This is a genomic window from Pseudarthrobacter sp. H2 (assembly GCF_050157045.1).
Lineage (GTDB): Bacteria > Actinomycetota > Actinomycetes > Actinomycetales > Micrococcaceae > Arthrobacter.
In genome coordinates this window covers 4203293-4228119 of record NZ_CP189594.1, presented here as the reverse complement: position 1 = coordinate 4228119, position 24827 = coordinate 4203293, and the positions used below count along the sequence as shown (strand labels likewise).

The 24827-nt window shown below is 69.9% G+C and carries 25 protein-coding genes; 18 read left to right on the top strand and 7 right to left on the bottom strand.

The window, feature by feature from the left end; all coding sequences use genetic code 11:
* The first annotated feature begins 76 nt into the window (after positions 1 to 76).
* Positions 77 to 313 (top strand): hypothetical protein, encoded by a 237-nt coding sequence (locus ACQCSZ_RS19590; protein ID WP_427005329.1) that lies wholly within the window; start codon positions 77 to 79, stop codon positions 311 to 313.
* Here the strand turns inward: ACQCSZ_RS19590 and ACQCSZ_RS19585 are convergent.
* On the bottom strand, positions 310 to 1374 hold the full coding sequence (locus tag ACQCSZ_RS19585; protein ID WP_427005328.1) for a diacylglycerol/lipid kinase family protein: 1065 nt from the start codon (positions 1372 to 1374) through the stop codon (positions 310 to 312). The genes ACQCSZ_RS19590 and ACQCSZ_RS19585 overlap by 4 nt on opposite strands.
* A gap of 76 nt (positions 1375 to 1450) precedes the next feature.
* Here ACQCSZ_RS19585 and serS point away from each other — a divergent pair, with 76 nt between their 5' ends.
* Both serS and ACQCSZ_RS19575 read left to right on the top strand, forming a co-directional pair.
* Entirely contained in the window at positions 1451 to 2731 is a 1281-nt protein-coding gene (gene serS, locus ACQCSZ_RS19580; RefSeq protein WP_427005327.1) for a serine--tRNA ligase, read from the top strand.
* Between the two features lie 92 nt (positions 2732 to 2823).
* Complete coding sequence (locus ACQCSZ_RS19575; protein ID WP_427005326.1) at positions 2824 to 3699, top strand: HAD family hydrolase; 876 nt, start codon at positions 2824 to 2826, stop codon at positions 3697 to 3699.
* 45 nt (positions 3700 to 3744) lie between these two features.
* On the opposite strand, the gene ACQCSZ_RS19570 is transcribed toward ACQCSZ_RS19575, so the two are convergent.
* The 4 genes from ACQCSZ_RS19570 to ACQCSZ_RS19555 all read right to left on the bottom strand — a co-directional run bounded on the left by ACQCSZ_RS19570 (position 3745) and on the right by ACQCSZ_RS19555 (position 7186).
* On the bottom strand, positions 3745 to 4344 hold the full coding sequence (locus ACQCSZ_RS19570) for a hypothetical protein (RefSeq protein ID WP_427005325.1): 600 nt from the start codon (positions 4342 to 4344) through the stop codon (positions 3745 to 3747).
* A 78-nt stretch (positions 4345 to 4422) separates the two neighbouring features.
* Positions 4423 to 5178 carry a DUF429 domain-containing protein gene (locus tag ACQCSZ_RS19565; RefSeq protein ID WP_427005324.1) on the bottom strand — a complete coding sequence of 252 codons (756 nt, stop codon included), beginning with the start codon at positions 5176 to 5178 and terminating at the stop codon, positions 4423 to 4425.
* Between the two features lie 60 nt (positions 5179 to 5238).
* Positions 5239 to 6564 carry a carboxylesterase family protein gene (locus ACQCSZ_RS19560; protein ID WP_427005323.1) on the bottom strand — a complete coding sequence of 442 codons (1326 nt, stop codon included), beginning with the start codon at positions 6562 to 6564 and terminating at the stop codon, positions 5239 to 5241.
* A 133-nt stretch (positions 6565 to 6697) separates the two neighbouring features.
* A complete protein-coding gene (locus tag ACQCSZ_RS19555) occupies positions 6698 to 7186 on the bottom strand; it encodes an inorganic diphosphatase (RefSeq protein WP_211882094.1) in 489 nt (162 codons plus the stop codon).
* A gap of 140 nt (positions 7187 to 7326) precedes the next feature.
* On the opposite strand from ACQCSZ_RS19555, the gene ACQCSZ_RS19550 reads away from it, so the two are divergent.
* The 15 genes from ACQCSZ_RS19550 to ACQCSZ_RS19480 all read left to right on the top strand — a co-directional run bounded on the left by ACQCSZ_RS19550 (position 7327) and on the right by ACQCSZ_RS19480 (position 22812).
* Positions 7327 to 8838 carry a D-alanyl-D-alanine carboxypeptidase/D-alanyl-D-alanine-endopeptidase gene (locus ACQCSZ_RS19550; protein ID WP_427005322.1) on the top strand — a complete coding sequence of 504 codons (1512 nt, stop codon included), beginning with the start codon at positions 7327 to 7329 and terminating at the stop codon, positions 8836 to 8838.
* Between the two features lie 86 nt (positions 8839 to 8924).
* Positions 8925 to 10052, top strand: a complete 1128-nt coding sequence (locus ACQCSZ_RS19545) for a zinc-dependent metalloprotease (RefSeq protein WP_427005321.1) — start codon at positions 8925 to 8927, stop codon at positions 10050 to 10052.
* Between the two features lie 128 nt (positions 10053 to 10180).
* Positions 10181 to 11218, top strand: coding sequence for a tRNA lysidine(34) synthetase TilS (gene tilS / locus ACQCSZ_RS19540; RefSeq protein WP_427008396.1), 1038 nt, complete (start codon positions 10181 to 10183; stop codon positions 11216 to 11218).
* A gap of 29 nt (positions 11219 to 11247) precedes the next feature.
* Positions 11248 to 11799: a hypoxanthine phosphoribosyltransferase gene (hpt, locus tag ACQCSZ_RS19535; RefSeq protein WP_427005320.1), complete on the top strand. Its 552-nt coding sequence runs from the start codon at positions 11248 to 11250 to the stop codon at positions 11797 to 11799.
* A 239-nt stretch (positions 11800 to 12038) separates the two neighbouring features.
* On the top strand, positions 12039 to 14105 hold the full coding sequence (gene ftsH / locus ACQCSZ_RS19530) for an ATP-dependent zinc metalloprotease FtsH (protein WP_427005319.1): 2067 nt from the start codon (positions 12039 to 12041) through the stop codon (positions 14103 to 14105).
* Positions 14106 to 14174: 69 nt separating this feature from the next.
* The gene (folE, locus tag ACQCSZ_RS19525) at positions 14175 to 14780 is read left to right on the top strand and encodes a GTP cyclohydrolase I FolE (protein ID WP_427008395.1); all 606 of its coding nucleotides are present in this window, start codon (positions 14175 to 14177) and stop codon (positions 14778 to 14780) included.
* Positions 14781 to 14791: 11 nt separating this feature from the next.
* Positions 14792 to 15733 carry a dihydropteroate synthase gene (folP, locus tag ACQCSZ_RS19520; protein WP_427005318.1) on the top strand — a complete coding sequence of 314 codons (942 nt, stop codon included), beginning with the start codon at positions 14792 to 14794 and terminating at the stop codon, positions 15731 to 15733.
* 14 nt (positions 15734 to 15747) lie between these two features.
* On the top strand, positions 15748 to 16116 hold the full coding sequence (gene folB / locus ACQCSZ_RS19515; RefSeq protein ID WP_427005317.1) for a dihydroneopterin aldolase: 369 nt from the start codon (positions 15748 to 15750) through the stop codon (positions 16114 to 16116).
* On the top strand, positions 16113 to 16679 hold the full coding sequence (gene folK / locus ACQCSZ_RS19510; RefSeq protein ID WP_427005316.1) for a 2-amino-4-hydroxy-6-hydroxymethyldihydropteridine diphosphokinase: 567 nt from the start codon (positions 16113 to 16115) through the stop codon (positions 16677 to 16679). Before folB ends, folK begins: the two co-directional genes overlap by 4 nt.
* Complete coding sequence (locus ACQCSZ_RS19505) at positions 16676 to 17197, top strand: DUF3180 domain-containing protein (protein WP_427005315.1); 522 nt, start codon at positions 16676 to 16678, stop codon at positions 17195 to 17197. The genes folK and ACQCSZ_RS19505 overlap by 4 nt, the downstream gene beginning before the upstream one ends.
* Positions 17178 to 17690 carry a PH domain-containing protein gene (locus ACQCSZ_RS19500; RefSeq protein ID WP_427005314.1) on the top strand — a complete coding sequence of 171 codons (513 nt, stop codon included), beginning with the start codon at positions 17178 to 17180 and terminating at the stop codon, positions 17688 to 17690. Before ACQCSZ_RS19505 ends, ACQCSZ_RS19500 begins: the two co-directional genes overlap by 20 nt.
* On the top strand, positions 17687 to 19279 hold the full coding sequence (locus ACQCSZ_RS19495) for a PH domain-containing protein (RefSeq protein WP_427005313.1): 1593 nt from the start codon (positions 17687 to 17689) through the stop codon (positions 19277 to 19279). The genes ACQCSZ_RS19500 and ACQCSZ_RS19495 overlap by 4 nt, the downstream gene beginning before the upstream one ends.
* Complete coding sequence (locus ACQCSZ_RS19490) at positions 19272 to 20192, top strand: Rossmann-like and DUF2520 domain-containing protein (RefSeq protein ID WP_427005312.1); 921 nt, start codon at positions 19272 to 19274, stop codon at positions 20190 to 20192. Before ACQCSZ_RS19495 ends, ACQCSZ_RS19490 begins: the two co-directional genes overlap by 8 nt.
* Positions 20193 to 20206: 14 nt before the next feature.
* Complete coding sequence (locus ACQCSZ_RS19485) at positions 20207 to 21124, top strand: 4-phosphopantoate--beta-alanine ligase (RefSeq protein ID WP_427005311.1); 918 nt, start codon at positions 20207 to 20209, stop codon at positions 21122 to 21124.
* Positions 21125 to 21327: 203 nt separating this feature from the next.
* The gene (locus ACQCSZ_RS19480) at positions 21328 to 22812 is read left to right on the top strand and encodes an MDR family MFS transporter (RefSeq protein WP_427005310.1); all 1485 of its coding nucleotides are present in this window, start codon (positions 21328 to 21330) and stop codon (positions 22810 to 22812) included.
* 124 nt (positions 22813 to 22936) lie between these two features.
* On the opposite strand, the gene ACQCSZ_RS19475 is transcribed toward ACQCSZ_RS19480, so the two are convergent.
* Entirely contained in the window at positions 22937 to 23770 is an 834-nt protein-coding gene (locus ACQCSZ_RS19475) for an alpha/beta fold hydrolase (RefSeq protein WP_427005309.1), read from the bottom strand.
* An 87-nt stretch (positions 23771 to 23857) separates the two neighbouring features.
* Positions 23858 to 24793: an alpha/beta fold hydrolase gene (locus tag ACQCSZ_RS19470; RefSeq protein WP_427005308.1), complete on the bottom strand. Its 936-nt coding sequence runs from the start codon at positions 24791 to 24793 to the stop codon at positions 23858 to 23860.
* Positions 24794 to 24827: the final 34 nt, after the last annotated feature.

The following is a 24827-nucleotide window of genomic DNA, read 5'->3' as shown; positions in this document are numbered from 1 at the left end:
GCACTTCCGCCCCCCGGAAACTGTGCGTATGCTTGCCTGATCCATTGGGGATAACCTCTACCGGAGGGAGCGGGTCATGTCAGGCACCAGCACAGAAAATGACGGCCAGGGAATGATTGTCAATCCCAAGCCGACTGCTGAAAACCAGGACTGGGACGGCGACGACGCCGACCGTGCGGACCGGCTGCGCTTCGAAGAGGAACAGGCGATGATCCGTGAGCAGTCCGAGGCCCGCGCCGCCAAGGCCGCCGCGGAAGCGAAGAAGTCCGCCGATGCGAAGAATGAAGCTGTGAAGAAGGCGGCCAGCGCCTAGTCCGTTTCGGTGCCGTCCTTCACGCGGATCAGCAGCGAGCCCGGTGCCACCTGGATGGTGACCCTTGTGGCTTCGCCGGAGGGGTCGCCGTCGAGCTGGGTGGGCATGGGCTCCGCACACCGGATGGTGATCTTGCCGGAGCGGTAGTAGCTCATCACCGGCAAGTTTCTCTTGTGCTTCAGCAGGATCTTCCAGTACATCGCCAGCCAGCCGATCGCGCTGCGCGGGCTCATCACCACCACGTCCAGCATGCCGTCATCGATCATGGCCTGCGGGATGAAATCGATTCCGCCGGGGATCAGCCCGCAGTTCGCGAACAGCACGCTGCGGATCTTCCGGGTCTGCTCGGGCTGGTCGTCCAGCGCAATGGAGACCTTCTTGCGGCGCCCGGGCAGGTGCCGGACGCCGGCCTCGGTGTAGGCCAGCCAGCCGACGGCCTTCTTCAGCCCGTCGTTCGTGTCGCCGACGACTTCGGCATCCATGCCGATGCCCGCGATCACCAGGAAGGTGTGTTCGGTGGACCCTCCGGTCCGTGAATTCTCCACCCTCATGCGCGCCGTATCGATGAAGCGCTGGTGCCCGAACAGGGCCGTCTGTACATTGCCGGGCAGGTCGTACACGTCCAGATGGACGTTGCGGGCCAGCAGGTTGCCGGTTCCCAGCGGGATCAGGCCCATGGCGGTGTCCGAGCCCGCGAGGACTTCCGCCACGACGCGCACGGTGCCGTCGCCGCCGCCCGCCAGGACGACGTCGGCCCCGTAGCCCAGGGCTTCCCGGGCCTGCGAGAATCCGGGGTCCTCGGCCGTGGTGTCAAAGAAGCGGGGCCGTTCCCACCCGGCCTCGAGGCACGCATCCTCGATGAGTGCCCGCGCCTCGGCCGATTTGGCTTTGATCGGGTTCAGGACCACGGCGACTTTCTGCCGCCCCAGCCCGGGACTGTGCGTTTCTTCCCAGACCGCGCTGCGGACGTGCCGGGCCTTCAGCCGGCGCACCCCCCACCAGCTGGAGGCGGCAAAGGCCAGGACTCCCGCGATGATGAGGTACAGCAGCCAGTCGCTCATGGTGCTCCAACACTATCCCGCCGTTACCCGGCCCCGGATTGCCGGTGTTGGCTGCCGGATTGGATAGTCTTGTCCCGTGATCGACGTAAAAGACCTCAGCGAAAATCCGGGCAAGTTCCGGGCCAGCCAGCGCGCCCGCGGCGCCGATGACTCCGTGGTGGACGCGATCATCGCAGCGGACTCGGCCCGGCGCGCGGCGCTGATCCGCTTCGAGAACCTCAGGGCCGAGCAGAACGCCTACGGCAAGAAAGTCGCGCAGGCCAAGGGCGAGGAGAAGCAGGCGCTGCTCGCCGAGGTCAAGGTCCTTGCGGCTTCGGTCAAGGCCGCCTCAGCGGAGGCCGACGTCGTGCAGGCCGCGCACGAGGAACTGCTCCGGGTGATCCCCAACCTGATCGAGGACGGCGTCCCGGCCGGCGGCGAGGACGACTACATCGTGGTGAAGACTGTCGGCACGCCCCGCGAGTTCACCGACTTTGAACCCCGCGACCACCTGGAGATCGGCGAGCTGATCGGCGCCATCGACATGGAGCGCGGCGCCAAAGTCTCCGGTTCACGCTTCTACTTCCTGCGCGGCGTGGGTGCCCGGCTTGAAATGGCGCTGATGCAGATGGCGATGGAGCAGGCCATCGCCGCCGGCTTCGTGCCCATGATCACCCCCACGCTGGTCCGCCCCGAGATCATGCAGGGCACCGGTTTCGACGTCAAGCACGACGCCGAGATCTACCGTCTCGCCGAAGACGACCTTTACCTTGTGGGCACCTCGGAGGTGGCGCTGGCCGGCTATCACTCGGACGAGATCCTGGACCTCTCCGCGGGGCCCGTCCGCTACGCCGGGCAGAGCTCCTGCTACCGCCGCGAGGCCGGTTCGCACGGCAAGGACACCCGCGGCATCATCCGGGTCCACCAGTTCAACAAGATTGAAATGTTCGTCTACACCACCGTCGAGGAGGCCGCCGCCGAGCACGCCCGGCTGCTCGCCTGGGAAGAGGAGATGCTGGCCAAGTGCGAGCTGCCGTACCGGGTGATCGACACGGCCGCCGGTGACCTGGGCAATTCCGCGGCCCGCAAGTTCGACTGCGAGGCCTGGGTCCCGACGCAGGGCGCCTACCGCGAGCTGACGTCGACGTCGAACTGCACGACGTTCCAGGCGCGCCGCCTGAACATCCGCGAACGTGTGCTCAACGAGGACGGCGCGCCCAAGGGCACCCGGGCCGTGGCCACGCTGAACGGCACCCTGGCCACCACCCGCTGGATTGTGGCGATCCTGGAACACCACCAGAACCCGGACGGCTCCGTCAACGTCCCCGCCGCGCTGCAGAAGTACCTCGGCGGCATGTCAGTCTTCCCGGTCCTCTGACGCTCCGCCCCGGCGGCATGTTCACGAGGAGTTCATGCCCTGCTGTGGCGTGCATCCTAGCGGCTGTCCGGGGTGTCTGTTCTACTTGGTGGATGACTACATTGACTGAAACCTCAGTCGCCGGCAACGATGACCAGCGCAACGATGACCAGCGAAGCAACAAGAACACCACCGGCGAGAAGATGATGATCGCCCTCGACGTCGACGGTACCCTCGTGGACCACGACGGCCACATGTCGGTCCCCGTCCGCGAAGCCGCCCAGGATGTCGTGGCCGCCGGCCATCACGTCATGATCGCGACGGGCCGCTCGCTCAACGCCACGCTGCCCATCATCGAGCACATCGGCATCGAGAACGGTTATGCCGTGTGCTCCAACGGCGGCGTCACCCTGCGCCTCGATTCCAGCCTTTCCGATGGCTACGAGGTCCTCCACAAGGCAACGTTTGACCCGGGGCCGGCCCTTCGCGCCCTGCGCAAGCGGCTGCCCACGGCCAAGTATGCCCTGGAGGACGAGGACGGCAACTTCCTCTCCACCGAGCGCTTCCAGGACTCCAGCTTCGGCGTGGAGGCAATCGGTGTCGACTTCCAGACGATGCTGGAGGCCACAGCCGTGCGCGTGGTGGTCTTCAGCTCCGAAAACACGCCCGAGGAATTCAACACGGCGATCCGGCACATCGGGCTGGCCGGAGTGACCTACTCGGTGGGCTGGACGGCGTGGCTCGACATTGCCGCCGCCGGCGTCACCAAGGCCAGCGCCCTCGAGCACCTCCGCGGCCGGCTGGGCATCGAGGCCCACCGCACGATCGCCGTCGGCGACGGCCGCAATGACATTGAGATGCTGGGCTGGGCCGCCCGGGGCGTGGCCATGGGCCAGGCACCCGAGGAAGTCATCGCCGCCGCGGACGAGGTCACCCGCTCCGTCTACGACGACGGCGCCGCCCACGTGCTGCGCAGCATCCTCTCCTAACAGCAGGCGCCCCGGGCCCCGGAACGTGGGCTCGGAAGGCGGGTCCTAGCGGACCTCGAGGATGAGGCTCAACAGCCGGGCCGCGGCGGGCCGCGCCGCGTGTTCCTCGTTCCACTGGGCCCGTGCGACGGCCTTGCTGACCGCCTGGGTCGTGATGCCGAGTTCCGCCGCGACGGCTTTCTGCTGCCCGCGCACGCCGGGGGTCAGCAGATCCAGCACGCGCCATTCCGCGGTGCTCCGGTCATGCACGATCTGGCCCAGCAGGCGCAGGACGGCCTCCGCTTCCGCGGCCAGGTCCGCCAGCGGGCCCTCCACCGCGACCGGGACGCGGTCCTTGCCGTGGCGCAGCCGGTCCACGGCCCGCCGGGCGTAGACGAGGCCGTGGCCGGAGGCGTCCTTGATCTGGTTCGGCAACGGTTCATTGACCGGGCCGACGCCGACGCCGACGTACCAGCTGCCGCTGCGGACGGCGATCATCACCGCTTCGACGGCCTGCAGCGGGCAGTCCACGATGCCCTGGACCTCGTCCTCCACCGACCGGTCGAAGTCGAGGCGCGCCGGAATATGCCGCAGGTCCTTGAGGAGCTGCGGCACGCAGTCGCCGTCGCGCCGGCTGTCGGTTTGGTTGATCGTCAGCGTGAACATCTGGATCCACACTACCCGGTGGCAGCGGGGCAGCGCCGGGTGGGGAGCGCTGCGGCCTGAGCAGCCGCGCCGTCGTGTCTAAGCGCCGTTGAGCCCGGACAGCCCACCGGTGGGCAGATGGATCCAGCCCTCGGTCCGGGCAGCCCCGGCATGTCCGGCATCGGGGCGCAGCGTCCGGCCGAGGGCGGCTGCCCGCGCGGTCAGGGAAGCGATGAGCGCGTCGAACATATCATCGGAGGCGGCCAACCGGTCTTCATGTCCGGCCAGGTCCAGCCAGGGTGCGGCCGTGGACAGCGCGTCCAGGGCCACTGCCAGCCGCTCCGTTTCCGTCGCGCCCCGCCCTTTGTAACCGCGGGCCGGCAGGCCCCACAATTTCAGCGACGCCGCCGGGTACACCTCGGCGAGCCGGCCGCTGCCGTCCCTGGCCTGCGGCCCGTGCTCCCGGGCGATCTTCGCCTGGATGACGGCGCACCGCATCGCCGGATGCGCCAGCCGGTCCGCGGAGACACTGAGCGGGATCAGGCCGGTTTGACCGGTGACGAACCTGTCGGTGTCCCGGTAGGCCAGCAGCCGGCGGCCTTCGATCCCGTCATGGTCCAGCACGGGGTGCGCCTCGAAGTTCAGGTGCCCGGCAAGGAAGGGAAGGAAGGCGTCCGGCCAGCCCACGGGGCAGTCGATCCCCGTCATGTCGCTGGCGCCGAACAGGTCCACAATTTCCTGGTCTCCCACGTCCAGGGCCAGGTGTTCCAGACGGCCCGAGCCGCCGGCCCACGCCAGGACCGCCACTGCTGTTTTGGGGGTCGCGGCAGCAAGATCGATGCCGAGGCTCCTCACCGGAATCCGCCATGGGCGGGGATCAGGGCCAAGGGCATGGGAGCGTACCGGATCACGGGCTCAGACCGAACGGTACCGGAGTGCGCCGGGAATCTCCCCCCGGCGGCCGAGGCCGTCCCCGGAGGCGAAGCGCGCCCAGACCGCGCGGAGGGCATGGCCCTGGGAGTTGATCTCGTCCCAGCTGGCGCCCGCAAGGAGCCCGGCACCTTCCCAGGTCCTCTTGTCTCCGAACAGGAGCGGCAGATCAACGGTATGGGCGGCCCCGTAGCTGTTTCCCGGCGCCCGCCACGACAGCACGTAGCTGTAAGCCTTGCCTCCTGCCCGCGCATGCCGCCGGGCAAACTTCCTGGCCGACCTGCCATAGACCGTTTCCGTCACGGCCCAGCTGATGACCTTGAGGATGGCGCCGCCCAGGACCGGGATCCTGGCCACGCGGCTCAGCGGCCGGCTGCCCGGCAGGAACAGGCGGGCTTCCTCGGACGTGTGTCCGATCAGGACCTCGATCCCCGGGGCAGCCGTGTTCCACGCGTCCTCAATGCCGGATTCCGGCGGCAGGGGCGAGTGCCCGTACTGCGTGCCGAACGGCATGGCAGCCATCAGACCGTATTTCCGGGCCACCTGTGAAACGCGCTCTTCAACGGCCACCACGTCCATGGCCGGCGTGTCTTCGGTGACGGCTTCCGCGGCGATGCCCATGGCGGTGTTCATCTTTTTCCTCCCCCGGGAAATGCCCAGGGGCGCACTTTGAATGATGGCGCGCTGGAAGAGTGCTGGGGCGTCCGGGGTCGCCATGAGGTGGGCGACGGCGTCGCCCCCTGCGGACTGCCCGAAAGCCGTGACGCGTCCCGGATCGCCGCCGAACGCGCCGATATTGCGCTGCACCCAGCGGAACGCCTCGAGCTGGTCCAGGAGGCCGAGGTTGCCTGGCCGGCCCGTGCCTGCTGCCAGGTATCCGAACAATCCCAGCCGATACGTGACGGAAACGACGACGACCCGGGTCTCGGCCACCAGGGCCTTGGGATCGAAGATGGCCAGGTCCCCGGAGCCGGATGTGTAGGACCCGCCGTGCAGCCACACCATGACCGGCACCCGCTCATCCTTATCGAGGTCCGGCGGCAGGGTGATCGAGAGCCGCTGGCAGTCCTCACTGCCGGGAAGCTCGCCGTACCGGGTGCCGAGGATGTCGTCCAGGAACGGTACCGGGCCCTGCGGGCAGGCCGGGGAGAGTGAGGTGGCGGTGAACACCCCGGTCCAGTAGGGCGCACCCACCGGAGCCTGGAAACGTCCGGCAGTGGCATAGGGGATCCCGGTGGCGCGCACCACGTCACCGTCCCGCCATCCGGTGACCGGACCGCAGGGCGGGTTAAAGGCAGGGTCGGCGTTCATGAGCCAACGATTTCACACATTCCTGACATACCCGTTGGAACGCCCGAACGGACACTTGAGGCCCCAAAATCCGCGGATTCGGGGCCTGAAGTGTCCGTTCGCGCGTTGGCGAGGCGGTGGGTGGCGGTGGGGACTAGTGCGCTGCCGGTACGAAGCGCTTGATGGACGCCTCGAGCTCGGCTTCGGCGGCGGCGCGGTCGCCCCAGCCCTCGGCCTTGACCCATTTGCCCGGCTCCAGGTCCTTGTAGCGCGTGAAGAAGTGCTCGATTTCCTTGATCAGGAATTCGCTGACGTCGCTGATCTCCTTGATGTGATCGAAGCGGGCGTCGGCCGGGACGCAGAGGATCTTGGCGTCCCCGCCGCCGTCGTCGGTCATGTTGAACACGCCGATGGGGCGGGATTCAACGATCACGCCGGGGTGCAGATCGAAGTCCTGCAGGAGCACCAGCGCATCCAGCGGGTCGCCGTCCTCACCCAGGGTGTTCTCGAAGTAACCGTAGTGCGTGGGGTACTGCATCGAGGTGAACAGGACGCGGTCCAGACGGATGCGGCCGGTCTCGTGGTCGACTTCGTACTTGACGCGTGATCCCTTGGGGATCTCGATGGTCACGTCATGCTTCATGGAATGCTCCTTGACGATTTCAGGGGGTTGCGGCACACCAGGAAGACTGCCGGTGCCGCCGACTACTATTGAGGATATAGCGAGAGGCCCAGGTTTCAGGAACTAGTGGGGACATTTCAGGACTAAGGACCAACAGCAGCATGAAACGCAGAACCAGCCGTGCAGGCGCCCACCGGGCGCCCGGGCCAGTGCGCAGGCTCCTCCCCATGCTGCTCCTGAGCCTCCTCGTGGTGGCGCTCGGCGTCCCCGCCGGCATGGAAATCGCCCCCGCTTTCCATGGTCCGGACAGCACCGCGAACGCCCCGACGACGCCGGTTCCCTGGCAGCAGGCCCCCACCAGCCTCAGCCCGGGCGGCGCCGGCTCCGGGGTGATCACGCCGCTGAGCGCTTCGGCGCCCCTCCCTGGTCCCGTCCCCCTCGCCGCCCGGCTCGACGACGCGCTCAAGACCGACGGTGCCGGAACCTTCAGCGGCGTGGTCCAGGACGCCGCCACCGGCCGGCTGCTCTTTGACCGTTCGGGTAATGAGGCGCGCGTTCCGGCGTCGAATATGAAGCTCCTGACGGCCGCCGCGGCGCTGCGCATCCTGGGCCCGGACCGGCGCTTCAGCACCACGGTCGTGGCCGGGTCCGCGCCGGGCACCGTGGTCCTCACCGGCGGGGGAGACGTGCTCCTGGGCGCCGGCGAATCGGCCCCGGACGCGGTCCTCGGCCACGCCGGGCTCACCACCCTGGCGCAGGAGACCGTCCGCGCCCTCCAGAACGACGGCGCCGCCGGCACCGTCTCGGTGCGGCTGGACGACTCCCTCTTTACCGGCCCGTCCCTGAACCCGGGCTGGAGCCCCGATGACGTGGCGGCAGGGGAGACGGCCCCGCTGTTCCCGCTGGCCCTGAACTCGGCACGCTTCGATCCGGCCCAGGCTGCCGGCCCCCGCCCCCAGGACGCTGCCATGAGCGCGGCCGAGACGTTCTCCGCCCGGCTCACGGCGGCCGCCGCGGCGGCAGGACTGACGGTGGCTCCCGGCGTCGAACGGGTAGCGGCGCCGGCCGGGGACCCCCCGGCGGGAGGACAGGCCCGCGGGGGCGCCCGCGTCCTGGCGGAGGTCCAGTCCGCGACGGTCGGCGAGCAGGTGGACCTGCTGCTGCGGACCTCGGACAACTTCCTCACCGAGGTGATAGGCCGGATGTCAGCCCTCGCCGGCGGCCGGCCCGGGAGCAACGACGGCGCCATCGACGCTGTGCTGGCGCAGCTGTCCGGACTGGGGATCCCCCTGGACACGCTCCACGCCGCAGACGTCTCCGGCCTGGCCGTGGGCAACCGGGTCTCCGCCCGCCAGCTCTCCGAAGTGGTCCGGGCGATCACCTCCGGCACGGACCCGCGGCTGCGCGCCGCCCTGGCCGGGTTTCCGGTGGCTGCCCTCACCGGGACGCTGGGGGCCCGCTACGCCGACGCGTCCACGGCACGCGGCGCCGGCCTGGTCCGGGCCAAGACGGGCACCCTGAACACGGTGACCGCCCTCAGCGGCTACGTGGTGGACGCCGACGGCCGGCTGCTGGTGTTCTCCTTCATCGGCAACGGCCTGGCCCCGGGCGCCGACAACAGGACCGCCCTGGACCGGGCCGCGTCGGCCCTGGCCGGCTGCGGTTGCCGCTGACGCGGGGCGTAGCCACCCGGGAAGGTCCGGTTTGCCTGTTCGCCGGTCAGCGAACTTAAGGCCGGATGTCAGGCCGCTGTGATCTGATGGGTGCTATGGAGTCCTCTGCAAGCCAGACATCAGCCCAATCCCCAGCCCTGGTCAACTGGGAGATCGCGGCTGCCACTGCGGCCCGCCTGGCGCCTGCCGGGCCGACCCTGGGTTCCGCCGAGATCGGCGCAGCGGTGGACAACCTGCGTCTCATGGCGGACATTTCGGTGCCCCACGTCCACGACATCACCGGCCTTGAGGCTGCCCGGGACCTGCGTGATTCCTCGGTCCTGGTGGTGGACCGGGCCTCCTGGGCCAAGGCGAACACGCAGAGCTTTGCCGTCATGCTCCAGCCCGCCATGGAAAAGATGCTCGAGGGCCGCCGCGGCACGGTCAGCCCCGGCGCGGCCAACGTCGGCGGTGCCATCACCGGCGGGCAGCTGGGCGCGATCCTGGCGTTCCTTTCCAGCAAGGTCCTGGGCCAGTACGATCCCTTCTCCGCGCTCGCCGGGAACTCCACGGCCCCCGCCGCCGGCCGACTGCTGCTGGTGGCCCCGAACATCATCACCGTGGAGCGCGACCTCAACGTTGAACCCGCCGATTTCCGGCTCTGGGTCTGCCTGCATGAACAGACGCACCGCGTGCAGTTCGCCGCGGCACCCTGGCTGCGGCACCACATGCTGGCCGAGATCGAAAACCTCAGCGGCCAGCTGCTGGGCAACGTCGATTCCCTGATGGAACGGGCCGCGGCCGCCGCCAGGTCGCTCCGGGACCGGTCCGCGCCCGGCGCGGCCCCGGGCCGCGGCGCCATCCTTGACCTGCTGCAGAACCCGGAGGAAAAGGCCGCGCTCTCCCGCCTCACGGCCCTCATGAGCCTGCTCGAAGGCCACGCCAACGTGGTGATGGACGCCGTCGACGCCAGCATCGTACCCTCGGTGAAGACCATCCGGCAGCGCTTCAACGCACGGGGCAAGGACCGCGGCGTGATCGAGAAGTTCATCCGCAGCCTCCTGGGCCTCGATGCCAAGATGCGGCAGTACAGCGACGGCGCCAAGTTCGTCCGCGAAGTCGTCGCCGTGGCGGGGATGGAAGGCTTCAACAGGGTCTGGGAGTCGGCCGGCCAGCTGCCCACCGAAACCGAGATCCACGATTCGAAGCTCTGGCTCGAACGGATGGGGCTCTAGTCCCCGTGCCTGCCAGCAAGCCTCCCGCCGCCGCTCCCGAAGAATCCGCCGCCGTCGCTCTCCCCGCCGCTCCAACGGGGCGACGCCGGCCCGGCCGGCTCGCGCCCGTCGTCGGCACCGCGCGGAAGATGCTGCAGGACGCCCTGGCCGGGGCCGGCTACCCGGAGAACGTGCTCGTCGCCTGCAGCGGCGGGCCCGACTCGCTGGCCCTCGCCGCCGTCGCAGCCTACTTTGCCCGCCGCGGCCACGTGGACGGGCACCCGGTGGCGGTGGGCGCCGTCGTCGTGGACCACCAGCTGCAGCCCGGCTCCGCCGAGGTGGCCGCCGCCACCTCCGGCGTGCTCCGGGAACTGGGGCTCTCGCCCGTAATGGTGCGGGCCGTGGAGGTCGCATCCGCCGGCATGGGGCCGGAAGCGGCCGCCCGGGACGCCCGCCATGCGGCGCTCGAAGCCGCGGCAGCCGAGACCGGCGCCGGGGCGATCCTGCTCGGCCACACCCTGGACGACCAGGCCGAACAGGTCCTGCTGGGACTGGCGCGCGGCTCGGGCACGCGCTCCCTCGCGGGGATGCGGCCGGTCCGCGAGCGCCTGCTCCGGCCCTTCCTGGGCCTGCGGCGGGCCGAGACCCTGGAGATCTGCGCGGCGGAGGGCCTGGACCCCTGGCACGATCCCAGCAACGCCGATCCGGCCTTCGCCCGGTCCCGGACCCGGGTCGAAGTACTGCCGCTGCTGGAGGAGAAGCTCGGGCCCGGTGTGGCCGAATCGCTGGCCAGGACCGCCGCCATCCTGGCGCTGGACGCCGATTTCCTCGAGGACGTGGCGAACGACACCTTCGCCCGGGTGCGGGAGGACTCCGGGGCTGACATCAGCCTCCCGGAGGCCGCCCTGCGGGAACTGGCACCGGCCGTGAGGTTCCGGGTCATCGCCAAGGCCGCCGCCGCCGTCGGCGGTCATCAGCCGAGCTACCAGCGCCTGCTCGCCGCCGAAGCGCTGCTGCGCCGGCAGGGATCGGCCGGGCCGGTGGAGCTCCCCGGCGGGGTCAGCGTCTACCGGCTCTCACTGGCGCAACTGCTGGCCCAGGGGCCGCCCGCCGCCGCCGGCGTTCCCCGCGAGGGCGCCCGCTGTGGGAAGCTTGTATTCCGGCCTCACAAACCGCCCCGAATATAGTCGACCCCGCATCTACACAGGAGCTATTGGTGGATTCAAACGACGTCCAGGCAGACCTCAAACACGTTCTGTACTCCAAGGAGCAGATCCAGTCCCGGATCACCGAGCTCGCTGCCCAGATCGACAAGGACTACGAAGGCCGCGATCTGCTGATCGTCGGCGTGCTCAAGGGTGCCGTGATGGTCATGGCAGACCTGGCACGTGCCCTGCACAGCCACGTCTCGATGGACTGGATGGCCGTCTCCTCCTACGGCTCCGGCACGCAGTCCTCCGGCGTGGTCCGCATCCTCAAGGACCTCGACACGGACCTGATGGGCAAGGACGTCCTGATCGTCGAGGACATCATCGACTCCGGGCTGACGCTGTCCTGGCTCAAGACCAACCTGGAATCACGCGGCACGGCTTCGGTGGAAATCTGCACCGCCTTCCGCAAGCCCACGGCCACCAAGGTCAAGATCGACGTCAAGTACGTCGGCTACGACATCCCCAACGAGTTCGTCGTGGGCTACGGCCTGGACTACGCCGAGAAGTACCGCAACCTGGACTTCGTGGGCACCCTCGCCCCGCACGTCTACGAATAGCCCCGCCCCCGCCCGGTGATGCGCCCCGGGCCCTGCGGTGCCGCCCGGCGGTGTGCCCCGGGGCCTCAACGCAGAAGTGCGGCCCCACGGCCGGTCCGCTACGCCCAGAGGGAACTTTTGGAGTTCACCGTGCGTGAGTCACTCCGACGGTGTATAGCTAGAAACTGACGCAGCACCTCACGCGCGCAGATCGGTCGCCGTGCAGCACTACCAGGAGGGACGGGGCCAGCCCCGAACAGATGAAAGCTAAGAGTTTCTTCAAAGGCCCGGGCATCTGGATTGTCGTCGTCGTCGCTATGCTCCTGCTGGCCTTTGCCACTTTGGCACCGGCGGGTGCGAGCCGGATCGACACCGACAAGGGCCTCGCGCTGCTGACCGCAGGCGGCAAGGTCGAACAGGCCAAGATCTTCGACGCCGAGAACCGCGTGGACCTCGTCCTGAAGGACAACCTGACGGTCGACGGCCAGGACAAGGGCAAGAACATCCAGTTCTACTACGTCAATGCCCGCGCCCAGGATGTCGTCAAGGCCGTCACGGACTCCAAGCCGCCGAGCGGCTTCACCGACCAGCCGCTGGAAAACAACTGGTTCTCCGGACTGTTCTCCCTCCTGATCCCCGTGCTGCTGCTGGGCGTCCTGTTCTGGTTCCTGCTCTCCCGCATGCAGGGCGGGGGCTCCAAGGTCATGCAGTTCGGCAAGTCCAAGGCCAAACTGGTCAACAAGGACATGCCGCAGGTCACCTTCAGCGACGTTGCCGGCGCCGACGAGGCCGTCGAGGAACTCGAAGAGATCAAGGAATTCCTCGCCGAGCCGGCGAAGTTCCAGGCCGTCGGCGCCAAGATCCCGAAGGGTGTGCTGCTCTACGGGCCCCCGGGCACCGGCAAGACCCTCCTGGCCCGCGCCGTCGCCGGCGAGGCCGGAGTGCCGTTCTTCTCCATCTCCGGTTCCGACTTCGTGGAAATGTTCGTCGGCGTGGGCGCCTCCCGTGTCCGCGACCTGTTCGAGCAGGCCAAGGCCAACGCGCCCGCCATCATCTTCGTGGACGAGATCGACGCCGTCGGCCGTCACCGCGGCGCCGGCATCGGCGGCGGCAACGACGAACGCGAGCAGACCCTCAACCAGCTGCTGGTTGAGATGGACGGCTTCGACGTCAAGACCAACGTCATTCTGATCGCCGCCACCAACCGCCCCGACGTGCTCGACCCGGCCCTGCTGCGTCCGGGCCGCTTCGACCGCCAGATTGGCGTCGAGGCCCCCGATCTGATCGGCCGCGACCAGATCCTGAAGGTCCATGCGAAGGGCAAGCCGATGGCTCCCGGCGTCGACCTGCGGGCCGTCGCGAAGAAGACCCCCGGCTACACCGGCGCGGACCTGGCCAACGTGCTCAACGAGGCCGCCCTGCTGACCGCCCGCTCCAACGCGAACCTGATCGACGACCGCGCCCTCGACGAGGCCATCGACAGGGTCATGGCCGGTCCGCAGAAGCGCAGCCGCGTCATGAAGGAACACGAGCGCAAGGTCACCGCCTACCACGAGGGCGGCCACGCCCTGGTGGCGGCAGCCCTGCGGAACTCGGCGCCGGTCACCAAGATCACCATCCTTCCCCGCGGCCGGGCCCTGGGCTACACGATGGTGGTTCCGGAAAACGACAAGTACTCGGTGACCCGCAACGAACTGCTCGACCAGATGGCCTACGCCATGGGCGGCCGCGTCGCGGAAGAACTCGTCTTCCACGACCCGTCCACCGGGGCGTCCAACGACATCGAGAAGGCCACCGGCATCGCCCGGAAGATGGTCACCGAGTTCGGCATGAGTGAGCGGGTCGGCGCCGTACGCCTGGGCCAGGGCGGCGGCGAGCCCTTCCTGGGACGCGACGCCGGGCACGAGCGCAACTACTCCGACCAGATCGCCTACATCGTCGATGAGGAGGTGCGCCGCCTGATCGACGGCGCGCACGACGAGGCCTACGCCATCCTCACCGAAAACCGCGACGTCCTGGACGAGCTGGCCCTCGAACTGCTGGAACGCGAAACCCTGAACCAGGCCGAAATCGCGCAGGTCTTCGTCAACATCCGCAAACGCGATTTCCGCGATGTGTGGCTCTCCAAGGAGACCCGCCCGATCCAGTCCGCAGGCCCCGTGGAGTCCCGCATGGAGAAGGCCGAACGCGAGGCCCAGGAGGAAGCCACGCAGGCCCGGCTCGAGGAGCCCCTCGACGCCGAGCCTCCGCACCCCCAGGGCGTCGGCAGCCAGGAGTCCTTCCGGAGCGGCGGTACGGATCTGGGGCCCGACGGCCATCCCGGCTAAGCTTCATCTGTGACTTTCATCTTTGACGACGACGACGACGTTCCCGCCTCCGCCGCTCCCGGCACTCCCGTGCCGGGGAGCGGGCACGGGTCCGCCCATGCACATGTTCCGGCCGTGGACCGGCCGCGGATCCAGGCGGCGGTGCGGGAAATCCTGCTGGCCATCGGCGAGGACCCGGACCGTGCGGGCCTCGTGGACACCCCCAAGCGGGTCGCCAAGGCCTACACCGAGATGTTCGCGGGCCTGCACCATGATCCGGCGGAAATTCTGGCCACCACCTTCGACCTCGACCACGAGGAACTGGTGCTGGTCAAGGACATTCCCTTCTACTCCACCTGCGAACACCACCTGGTGCCGTTCCACGGGGTGGCGCACGTGGGCTACATCCCCTCGCACGACGGCAAGGTCACCGGCCTGAGCAAGCTGGCACGGCTGGTGGACATTTTTGCCCGCCGCCCGCAGGTCCAGGAACGGCTGACCACCCAGATCGTCGAAGCCCTCGTCACCCACCTCAAGCCGCGCGGCGCGATCGTCGTGATCGAATGCGAACACCTCTGCATGTCCATGCGCGGCATCCGCAAACCCGGCGCCAAGACCGTCACCAGTGCGGTACGCGGGCAGCTCCATGACCCGGCCACCCGTGCCGAAGCCATGAGCCTCATCATCGGAAGGTAATACAACAGACTATGGACTCCCTCGCTGCAGCCCCGGGAACCGGGCCGGCAACCACACCGCTTCCCATCCTGCGCAAGCCCCGCCCCGCGGCGCACTTCAAGGACCTGCCCACGGACCGGACGCTCGTGATGGGCATCGTTAACGTCACCCCGGACTCCTTCAGCGACGGCGGGCAGCACGCGACGGCGGAGGCCGCCATCGCCGCCGGGCTGCGGATGTTCTACGCGGGGGCCGACATCATCGACGTCGGCGGCGAATCCACCCGCCCTGGCGCGGTGGAAGTCAGCGTCGACGAGGAAAAGCGGCGCGTCCTTCCGGTCATCGAGGCGCTGGTCAAGGCCGGGGCCCTGGTCAGCATCGACACGACCCACGCCGCCACGGCCGCCGCGGCGCTCGACGCCGGGGCCGCGATCATCAACGACGTCTCCGGGCTGACCATGGAGCCGGAGATGGCCGAACTCGCCGCCCGGACCAAGGCGCCCTACGTCCTCACCCACCGCCGCGGCAACGCGAGCACGATGGACTCCCTGACCGACTACCGGAACGTGGCGGAAGACGTCGCAGCGGAACTCGCCGGAGTCCGGGACAAGCTCTACGCCGCCGGCGTCGCCCCCGAACAGATCATCGTGGACCCGGGACTCGGCTTCGCCAAGAACGACGCGCAGAACTGGGAACTCCTGGCGCATCTGGACGTCCTGCAGGCGCTGGGCCACCGGGTCCTGGTGGCCGCCTCGCGCAAGCGGTTCCTGGGCACCCTGCTGACGGTGGCCGGCAAGGCCGCCGTGCCGGCCGAACGCGATGCCGCCACGGCCGCCATCACCGCCATCAGCGCCGTCCGCGGCGCCTGGGCGGTGCGCGTGCACGACGTCGGCCCCAGCCTTGACGCGGTCAAGGTCGCCGCACGCATAGCGCCGCCCACGGCAACTAAACCGGCCGCCCCCGGCCACAGCTGACCCGGGCCGCCACCATGGACCAGATCACGCTGAGCGGTGTCACCGCCGTCGGCCATCACGGGGTGTTCGACTTCGAACGCCGCAACGGGCAGCCGTTCGTTGTTGACGCGGTGCTGCACCTCGACTTCGGCGCGGCCGCCGTCTCCGACGATGTCCTGCACACGGCGCACTACGGTGAAGTGGCCGAATGCATCCGGGGCTGGATCACGGGGGAGCCGCTGAACCTGATCGAGGCCCTGGCCGTGCGGATTGCCGAGGACGTGCTGGCAAAATTCCCGGTCTCCGCCGTGGACATCACCGTGCACAAGCCCCGCGCCCCCATCGCGGTCGAGTTCGGCGACGTCTCCGTCAGCGTGCACCGGGTTGCCCGGGAACGGCCATGAGCCCCTCCTTCACCCGCGCCGTGATTGCCCTCGGCAGCAACCTGGGGGAGCGGAACGACACCCTCACCGCCGCCGTCGCCGATCTTGTCGACCCGCCCGAGGTCCGGCTCCTGGCCATCTCGCCGATCGTGCAGACGAAGGCGGTCGGGGGGCCGGCGGACCAGCCGGACTTCCTCAACATGGTCATTGCGGTGGAAACCAGCCTCACGGCGCCGGAGCTGCTGCGGCACTGCCAGGCGGTGGAGGGCCGGCACCTCCGGGTCCGCGGGGTCCGGTGGGGTCCACGGACCCTCGACGTGGACATCATCACCTACGGGGACGCCGTGAGTTCGGACCCCGCGCTCACGCTCCCGCATCCCCGTGCCGCCGAGCGGGCCTTCGTGCTGTATCCGTGGTCGCTGATCGACCCCTCCGCCGAGCTGAACGGCGTAAAGGTCGGCGATCTCGCGGCCAGGGCCGCGGACTTCGCCGACCTCGCACCGTTCGACGGCTTTGAAGACAGCCGCCTTGAAGACCGGCGCCTTGAAGACCGCAGCGGCGCAGCCGGAGCGGTGGAGCCATGAAGCTGACGAACCCCCTGCTGCTGCTCGCGATCGGCGCGGCCGTGGGAGTGCTGGGCTGGCTCGCGGCCCTGCTGACCACCCGCTACAGCCTCAACACCCCGGTGCTGCCGCTGACGGGCCTCGTCACGATGGGCGTGATCGTGGCCCTCACCCTCGTGCTGGGCATCCGGGTGCTCCGCTGGCGGAACGGCAAGAAGAAGACAATGCTCAACCCGATCCTGGCCGCCTGGACCCTCGTCCTCGCCCAGGCCTGCGCGTACACCGGCACCGTGCTGCTGGGCTGGCACGCGGGGATCTTCATTGACCAGCTGCGGCTCTGGAATCTCCGCAGCGACCAGGGCATCAGCTGGCAGGCCCTGGCCATGGCCGGAGGCGGCCTGGCCATGGTTGTGGTGGGCCTGGCGGTGGAGCGGTTCTGCCGGATTCCCCCGGAAGACGGCGACGCCGATAAGGCTCCCGGACCGCAGGAAAAGCGCAAGCCCCAGGCGGAAGGTGAATATGCCTACCGAGGCCATTGACCCGCCCGGCATCGCCTGGCTGCGGGTTTCCCCGAAGTACGTCACCGTGCGCCGCGCCGGCTGGGCCCTGGCCAACCTCATCTGGCTGGCCGTGCTGTCCGTGCCGCTCGTGCTGGTCCTGTCCGGCGCGTGGACGTGGCCCCCGCTCTGGCTGGCGGCTGCCGTGCCCGCCGTGATGCTGCTCCTGGCCCTCGGCCGGCTCGCGCTCATCCCGCGCCAGGTGCGTTCCATCGGCTACGCGGAGCGCGAGGACGACCTCCTCATCCGCCGCGGCATCTTCTTCCAGCGCACCCTCGTGGTCCCCTACGGCCGCATGCAGTACGTGGACATCGGCGCCGGACCGGTGGAACGCGCCCTGGGCCTGTGCACGCTGAAGCTGCACACCGCCTCCGCCGGGACCAGCGCGGAAATCCCGGGGCTGCCCGCCGGGGAAGGGGCGCGGCTCCGTGAGCAGCTGTCGGCCCGCGGTGAAGCCCGGCTGGCCGGGCTGTGACGGGAACGCCCGACGGCGCGTGGCTGCGCGTGCATCCGGCCTCCCCGTTCGTCCGCGGCTGGGTGGCGCTGGCAGCGATCGGATTCTTCTTCGGCCGCGACACCTTCGAGCGGCTCCTGCAGGGCGGTCCCCTCATCGACGAGCAATTCGCCGGCCGCGCCCCGTGGCTCCTGCTCGGCGGCGGAACGCTGCTCCTGCTCACCGTGGCCGGCTACATCCTGACGTGGTACTTCACCCGCTACCAGGTGGCCGAGGGCTACGTCCGGGTCAACACCGGCTTCCTCTTCAGGCAGCAGCGCCAGGCCCGGCTGGACCGGGTCCAGGCGATCGACATCGTGCAGCCGCTGCTGGCCCGGATCTTCGGCCTGGCCGAGCTCAAATTCGAGGTGGCCGACGCCGGGGAGTCCGCGGTGCGGCTCGCCTACCTGCGGATGGCCGACGCCCGGCAGCTGCGCGCCACGATCCTGGCCCGCGCGGCCGGAGTGGCGGACAGCCCCGAAAGTCCGGAGGCCGCCGAGGCCCCCGAACACGCCGTGCTGACCGTGCCGCCGTCGCGCCTGGCCGGGTCGCTGCTCCTGAGCGAGCAGAGCGTGGGCGTGGTGCTCGGCGGCGTGGCGTCGGTGGCGCTGTCCGCGGTCACCGAGAACCGCGCCTTCTACCTCTACCTGATCCCGGCCGCGCTGGCCCTGGTGACCGCGTACTGGTCCATGTTCAACAAGGGCTACAACTTTACCGCCGCCGTTTCCCCGGACGGCATCAGGCTGCGCTACGGGCTGCTGGACACCCAGGCGCAAACCCTGCCGCCGGGCAGGATCCAGGCGCTGCGGGTCAGCCAGCCGCCGCTGTGGCGGATCTTCGGCTGGTACCGGATGCAGGCCAACGTGGCCGGCTACGGCGCTGCCGGAAGCAACGGTGAGGGCCCGGCCCGCTCCACGCTCCTCCCCGTCGGAACCTTCGCCGACGTGCTGGCCATGCTCTCCCTGGTCCTGCCCGACCCCGGGACCCCGGGCCCTGTCCGCGTCGTCACCGCGGGCCTGCGCGGGCTGGCGGACCCGGCAGGCACCCCGGACGCGGACGCCGACGGCGGCTTCGTCACCACCCCGCGCCGCGCCCGCCTGCTCGCGCCGCTGGGGTGGCGGCGCAACGGCTTCGCCGCCACCGACACGGCCCTGCTGATCCGCTCAGGCCGCTGGTGGCGGCACCTGGTGCTGGTGCCGCATCAGCGGACGCAGTCGATCGCGCTGGAACAGGGCCCGCTGGCCCGGCGCTTCAGGGTGGTTGACCTTGTCCTGCACACCACGGCCGGTCCGGTGTCCCCGAGGCTCGTCCAGGCCGGCCTCGAGGAAGGCCGGGCCCTGTTCCAGACCCAGTCCGCCCGCGCCCGCGCCGCCCGGAAACTGCAGCGAAGTGAACACTGGCTGGAGCTGCCGTCGGTGGTTGAGCGTGCACTGGTGGTTGAGCCTGTCGAAACCCCGGATCTCGACAAGCCCGATCACCGGTCAGGGCCCGATCACCGGTTAGAGTCCGATCACTGGGTCCAACCCGCCGCCAAAGGCCACAGCAAACAGGAAGGCCCGCACCATGGCTAAGCCCGGACGCCTCGGCATCGGAATCATCGGCGCCGGCAAGGTCGGCGCCGTCCTGGGCGCGGCGCTGCGGGGCGCCGAGCACGCCGTCATCGGCGTGTCGGCGGTCTCGGACGCCAGCCGGGAACGGGCCGATACCCTGCTCCCCGGTGTGCCCGTCCTGGAGGTGCGGGAGATTGTGGAGCGGGCCGAACTGGTGCTGCTCGCGGTCCCGGATGATGCCCTGGGCCCCCTGGTGGAGGGCCTCGCCAAGCTCGGGGCGTGGCAGCCGGGCCAGCTCGTGGCACACACCTCCGGCCGGTTCGGCGTCGGGATCCTGCACCCGGTCCGCGCCGCAGGGGCCGTGCCGCTGGCGCTGCACCCGGCCATGACCTTCACCGGCATGAGCCTGGACCTCACCCGGCTGCTGGACTGCACCTTCGGCGTCACGGCTGACCCCGCGATGCTGCCGATCGCGCAGGCGCTCGTGGTGGAGATGGGCGCCGAGCCCGTGGCGATCGCCGAGGGCGACCGCGTGCTCTACCACGCGGCCCTCGCGCACGGCTCCAACCACCTGGTCACCCTCGTGGCGCAGGCCTCGCAGCTGCTGCGGGAGGTCGGCGTCGACGCCCCGGAGCGCATGCTGGGGCCGCTGCTGCGCGCCACCCTGGAAAACGCGCTCGCCTCGGGGGAATCGGCCCTGACCGGCCCGGTGGCACGCGGGGACGCGGGCACCGTGGCGGCGCACGCGGAGGCCCTCCGAGAGCACGACGGCGGGTCCGGCGGGGATATTCTGGAGGCCTACCTGGCCATGGCCCGGGCGACGGCCCGCCGGGCAGGACGCCGGGGGCTGCTGGGGCCGGAAAAACTCGACGGCGTCAGGCAGGCACTCGACGGCCAGGGCCGTGAACCGGGCCACGACGGCCGGCAATCCTAAGGAAGGTCCATGACATGGCAATCCAACTCGTGACGACGGCGGCCGCGCTGCGGGCCGAAAGCGCACGCCTGCTCACGCGCAAGCGCGGCGCGTCCCAGGGCCTGGTCCCCACCATGGGCGCCCTGCACGAGGGACATGCCCAACTGGCGCGCACCGCCGTCGCCCAGAACGACGTCGTGGTGGCCAGCATCTTCGTCAACCCGCTGCAGTTCGGCGACGCCGCCGACCTGGACCGCTACCCCCGCACCCTGGAGGCGGACCTGGCCCTCCTCGACGCCGAGGGCGTGGACCTGGCCTTCGCGCCGTCCGTGGACGAGGTGTACCCCGGCGGGGAACCCCTGGTGCGGATCACCGCGGGGCCGATGGGGGAGAAGTGGGAGGGCGCCTCCCGCCCCGGACACTTCGACGGCGCCCTGACCGTCGTGGCGAAGCTGCTGCACTACGGCACGCCGGGGGCGGGGCTTCCAGGAGACGACGGCACCGGCGCGGGCCTGCCGGCGTACCGGGCCTATTTCGGCCAGAAGGATGCACAGCAGCTGGCCCTGGTCCGGCGGATGGTGGAGGACCTGAACTTCCCGGTGGAGATCGTGGCCGTTCCGACCGTTCGTTCCGCGGACGGTCTCGCGCTGTCCAGCCGCAACCGTTTCCTCTCGGACGAGGAGCGCGAGGCGGCCCTCGTGTTGTCCCGGGCCCTGCGGCTGATCGAGGAACGCGCCAACGCCCACGAGCCGCTGGACCTGGACTCCGCCCAGGCGCTGGTCGGGTCACAGCCGCTGGTGGGGCTGGACTATTTCGAGGTCGTGGATCCGCGCACCCTCGAGCCGCTCGCGGAGAACTGCCGGGACACCCCGTTCCGCGGCGAGGGCCTGGCCCTCATCGCGGCCAAGGTGGGCCCGGTCCGCCTGATCGACAACGCGCCGCTGAACTCCTGACACAACAACGCGGGGTCACTTAGCGCCCATCCCAGGCACGGACATGGGCGCCAAGTGACCCCGCGTCGCTTTGATTGGCGGCAGGCTGAGCCCAGCCCGGGCTCTTTTCCCCGCCGGGAATTACCTCCGCGGGTACACTGTTGCAACCAGCAGGAGCGCCGACGCTCGCCGGACCCCACTTCACACTCCCTGAGGGAACCCCCATGTCAACCGACGTCTCTTCCAACGCCCACAGCGACCCAGCGCAGCCTCCGGGCACGCAGACCCAGACGGCCGCGGGGACGCCTGCCAAGATGTCCCGCGAATCCGTCACCATCATCGTCACGTTGCTGGTGTCCACCTTCGTGGTGATCCTGAACGAAACCATCATGAACGTCGCCCTGCAGCGGCTGATGGTGGATCTCGGGGTCGACGCCCCCACCGTGCAGTGGCTGTCCACGGGCTTCATGCTGACCATGGCTGTCGTGATCCCGACCACAGGGTTCATCCTGCAGCGGTTGTCCACCCGCGCGGTGTTCATGCTGGCCATGGGCCTGTTCTCCGGCGGCACGCTCCTGGCCTCCGTGGCGCCGGGATTCGAAGTCCTCCTGCTGGCCCGCATCGTCCAGGCCGGCGGCACGGCCATCATGCTTCCGCTCCTGATGACCACCATCCTCACCCTGGTGCCGGCGGAACGCCGCGGAGCCGTGATGGGCAACGTGAGCATCGCCATCTCGGTGGCGCCGGCCATGGGCCCCACGGTCTCCGGCCTGATCCTCGAACACTTTTCCTGGCGGTTCATGTTCGTCTTCGTCCTGCCGATCGCGCTCGCCGCGTTTGCCATCGGCTTCCGGTATCTGACCAACATCGGCAAGACCGAGAAGACCCGCCTGGACGCCCTGTCCGTCGTGCTGACGGTTCCCGCGTTCGGCGGGCTCGTCTACGGACTGAGCCAGATCGGTGGCGGTGGCCAGGCCGGACCCGGCACCCCGGCCGTCGCGGCGCTGGCCGTGGGCGTCGTCGCCCTGCTGGCGTTCGTGCTCCGCCAGCTCAGGCTGCAGAAGTCCGACGCTCCGCTGCTGGACCTGCGCGCCTTCAACTTCCGGATGTTCACGGTGTCCGTGCTGCTGCTGGTCGTTGCCATGGTCGCACTGTTCGGCACGGTGATCCTGCTGCCCCTGTACCTGCAGGAAATCCGCGGGCTGAAGTCGCTGGAAACGGGCCTCGCCCTGCTCCCCGGAGGGCTCGCGATGGGCCTGCTGGGGCCGTTCATCGGCCGTCTATTCGACAAGGTGGGCCCGCTGCCCCTGACCGTCACGGGCTCGGTCATGATGGTGCTAGCCCTGTGGCAGTTCTCCCTGCTGGACGCCGGAACGCCGGTCGGCTGGATCATTGCGCTGCACGTCGCGTTGAGCCTGGGCCTGGCGCTGCTGTTCACCCCCGCCTTCACGACCGGCCTGAACCCGCTGCCGCCGCACCTCTACTCCCACGGTTCGGCCATCATGAGCACGCTGCAGCAGGTCGCCGGCGCCGCCGGGACGGCGCTGCTGGTCTCGATCTACGCCGTGGTCGCGGCCGGGGCCGGCATTGTCGCAGGCATGCACGCGGCGTTCCTGACCGCAGCGGTCATAGCCCTCGCCGCCGTCGTGCTGTCCGCCCTGATGCGCAAGACCGCCGGTGCAGAACAGCCCGCCGGGGCCGCCCACTAGCCCTGCCCTATTGAGCGCGAACGTACACTTCGCGCCCCGAAAACCGCGGATTCGGGGCCCCAAGTGTACGTTCGGGCCGGGGTGGTCGCTGGGGTGGGCGCTGGGTGGTCGTGCCCGCGCTGCTTCAGCTGGCGAAGAAGGCGCTCAGCTCGGAGATCAGCCGGTCCGGGGCCTTGTTGACGCCGTCGTGCCCCATGCCCGGCAGGATCGTGTAGCTCGAGCCGGAGAGCACGTCGTGGATCTGGGCGCAGGCCACGCCGAAGTACGCGGGGCTCTTCTCGCCCACGATGATGAGCGTTTCCAGGGGCAGTTCAAGGAACGGTTCGGCCGGCATGTCGGCGGCGATGATGGCCTTGATTTCGCGGACCCCGGTCTGCATCAGCTCGCGCAGCTGCTTGCCGATCGGGGTGCCGGCCGTCAGCTTGTTGGCCAGGGTCAGCATGGACAGCGGCATCCGGGACAGGGCGCTGCCGGTTTCGAGGCCCCTGACCAGCACGGCGAGGGCGCGGTCGTCGTCGCCGGCCGCCGTCGCCCGCTCATATTCGGTGGTCCAGTCCGCCGTGACGCTGTGGTTCACGGAGACGGCGGGATCGTACACGGCCAGCCGTTCCACCGGCAGCGTGCGGGCCGCGTGCAGGGCCACCGCACCGCCGAAGCTGTGTCCGAAGACGTCCGTGCTCGAGGTCTGTTTCATCACCGCATCGAGGTCGTGGATGTCCAGGTCCAGCGTGTAGTCCTCCGGCTGCGGGGAGGAGGAGCCGCGTCCGCGCCGGTTGAAGGTGTGCACCGGCCGGCCGAGCGAGGCGCTGAGCTTCTGCGCGAAGCGGGTGTAATCGGCGGCCGTCACCATGGACGCCGGCACGACGACGACGCCGGAGCCCGCCGAGGCGAGCTCGGCACCCGTGCTGAAAAGCTCAATGGTTCCGCCGTCGGGGGTTCTGATGTTCTCGCGGGTCATGGTCAGAGCCTAGCCGAGGCACCCGCCAACGCGCAGCCGGCCTCCCCGCCCGGGGCCGGCCCGCCCGGGACGGCCCGGCCGGTCTCCTCAGGGGCCGCAGCGGAAGCGCCGCCGGCGTCCCGGGAGCGGGCGGACGCTGCCGGACCCGCCGAGCAGGAACTTCGCCGTGGTCACGGCGAGCCGGTTCCCGGGCCGGAGGGGGCCTTCATGCAGCTGCCCGGGGACCACGGCGAATTCGATGGCCGGGACCGCGGCGGCGAGCTGCCGCCCGGTCTCGGCAAAGTACGCGGGGCTCCAGCCGCCGCTGAGCATCAGCGTGGGGGTGGTGATGGCGGCGAAGTCCGCCAGCTCCGCGTCCGCGCCCAGCACGGCGCGCATCTCCGCGACGGCGGTGGGCAGCAATCTGCGCATCTCGGCGCCCAGGCTGGTCCGGGCCGAGAGGATACTGAGCATCCGCAGCGCGCCCAGGGGCAGCCTGGACACCGGGCCCGCCGTTTCCAGGCCCTGGACGAGGTGGGCCCAGGCATGGTCCAGCTCGCCGGCGGCCACCGAACGTTCCAGCTCCGGGCGCCAGCGCCGGTTGAGGTTTCCGGACAGGGAGACCGCCGCGTCATACGTCACCATCCGGCGGATCGGAAGGCTCCGCGCCGTCTCCAGGGCCACGAAACCGCCGAAGCTGTGCGCCACGACGTCGGTGGACCCCGTCTCGCGCAGCACGGCGGCCAGGTCCGCGGTTTCCGTGGCGGCGCAGTACCCGTTCGGCTGCGGCGAGGACCCGGCCCGGCCGCGCCGGTTGTAGCAGTGCACCGGCCGCCCCAGCAGGCGGCCGAGTTTCCCGGCGAAGGGCCGGTAGAGCGCATCGGTGACCAGTGTCCCGTGCACCACGACGACGCCGGCCCCCGCGACGGCTGCCGGCGCTCCGGGCACTGCCGGCGCCGGGGCTCCGGCCGCGGGCGCCGGATGAAACGTGTGCACCTCAAGGTGCCCCTCGCCGTCGTCCGTCGCCACCGTCCACGTCTCCACAGGCTGAGTCTATTCCCGTATCCTTGCCCGGCAC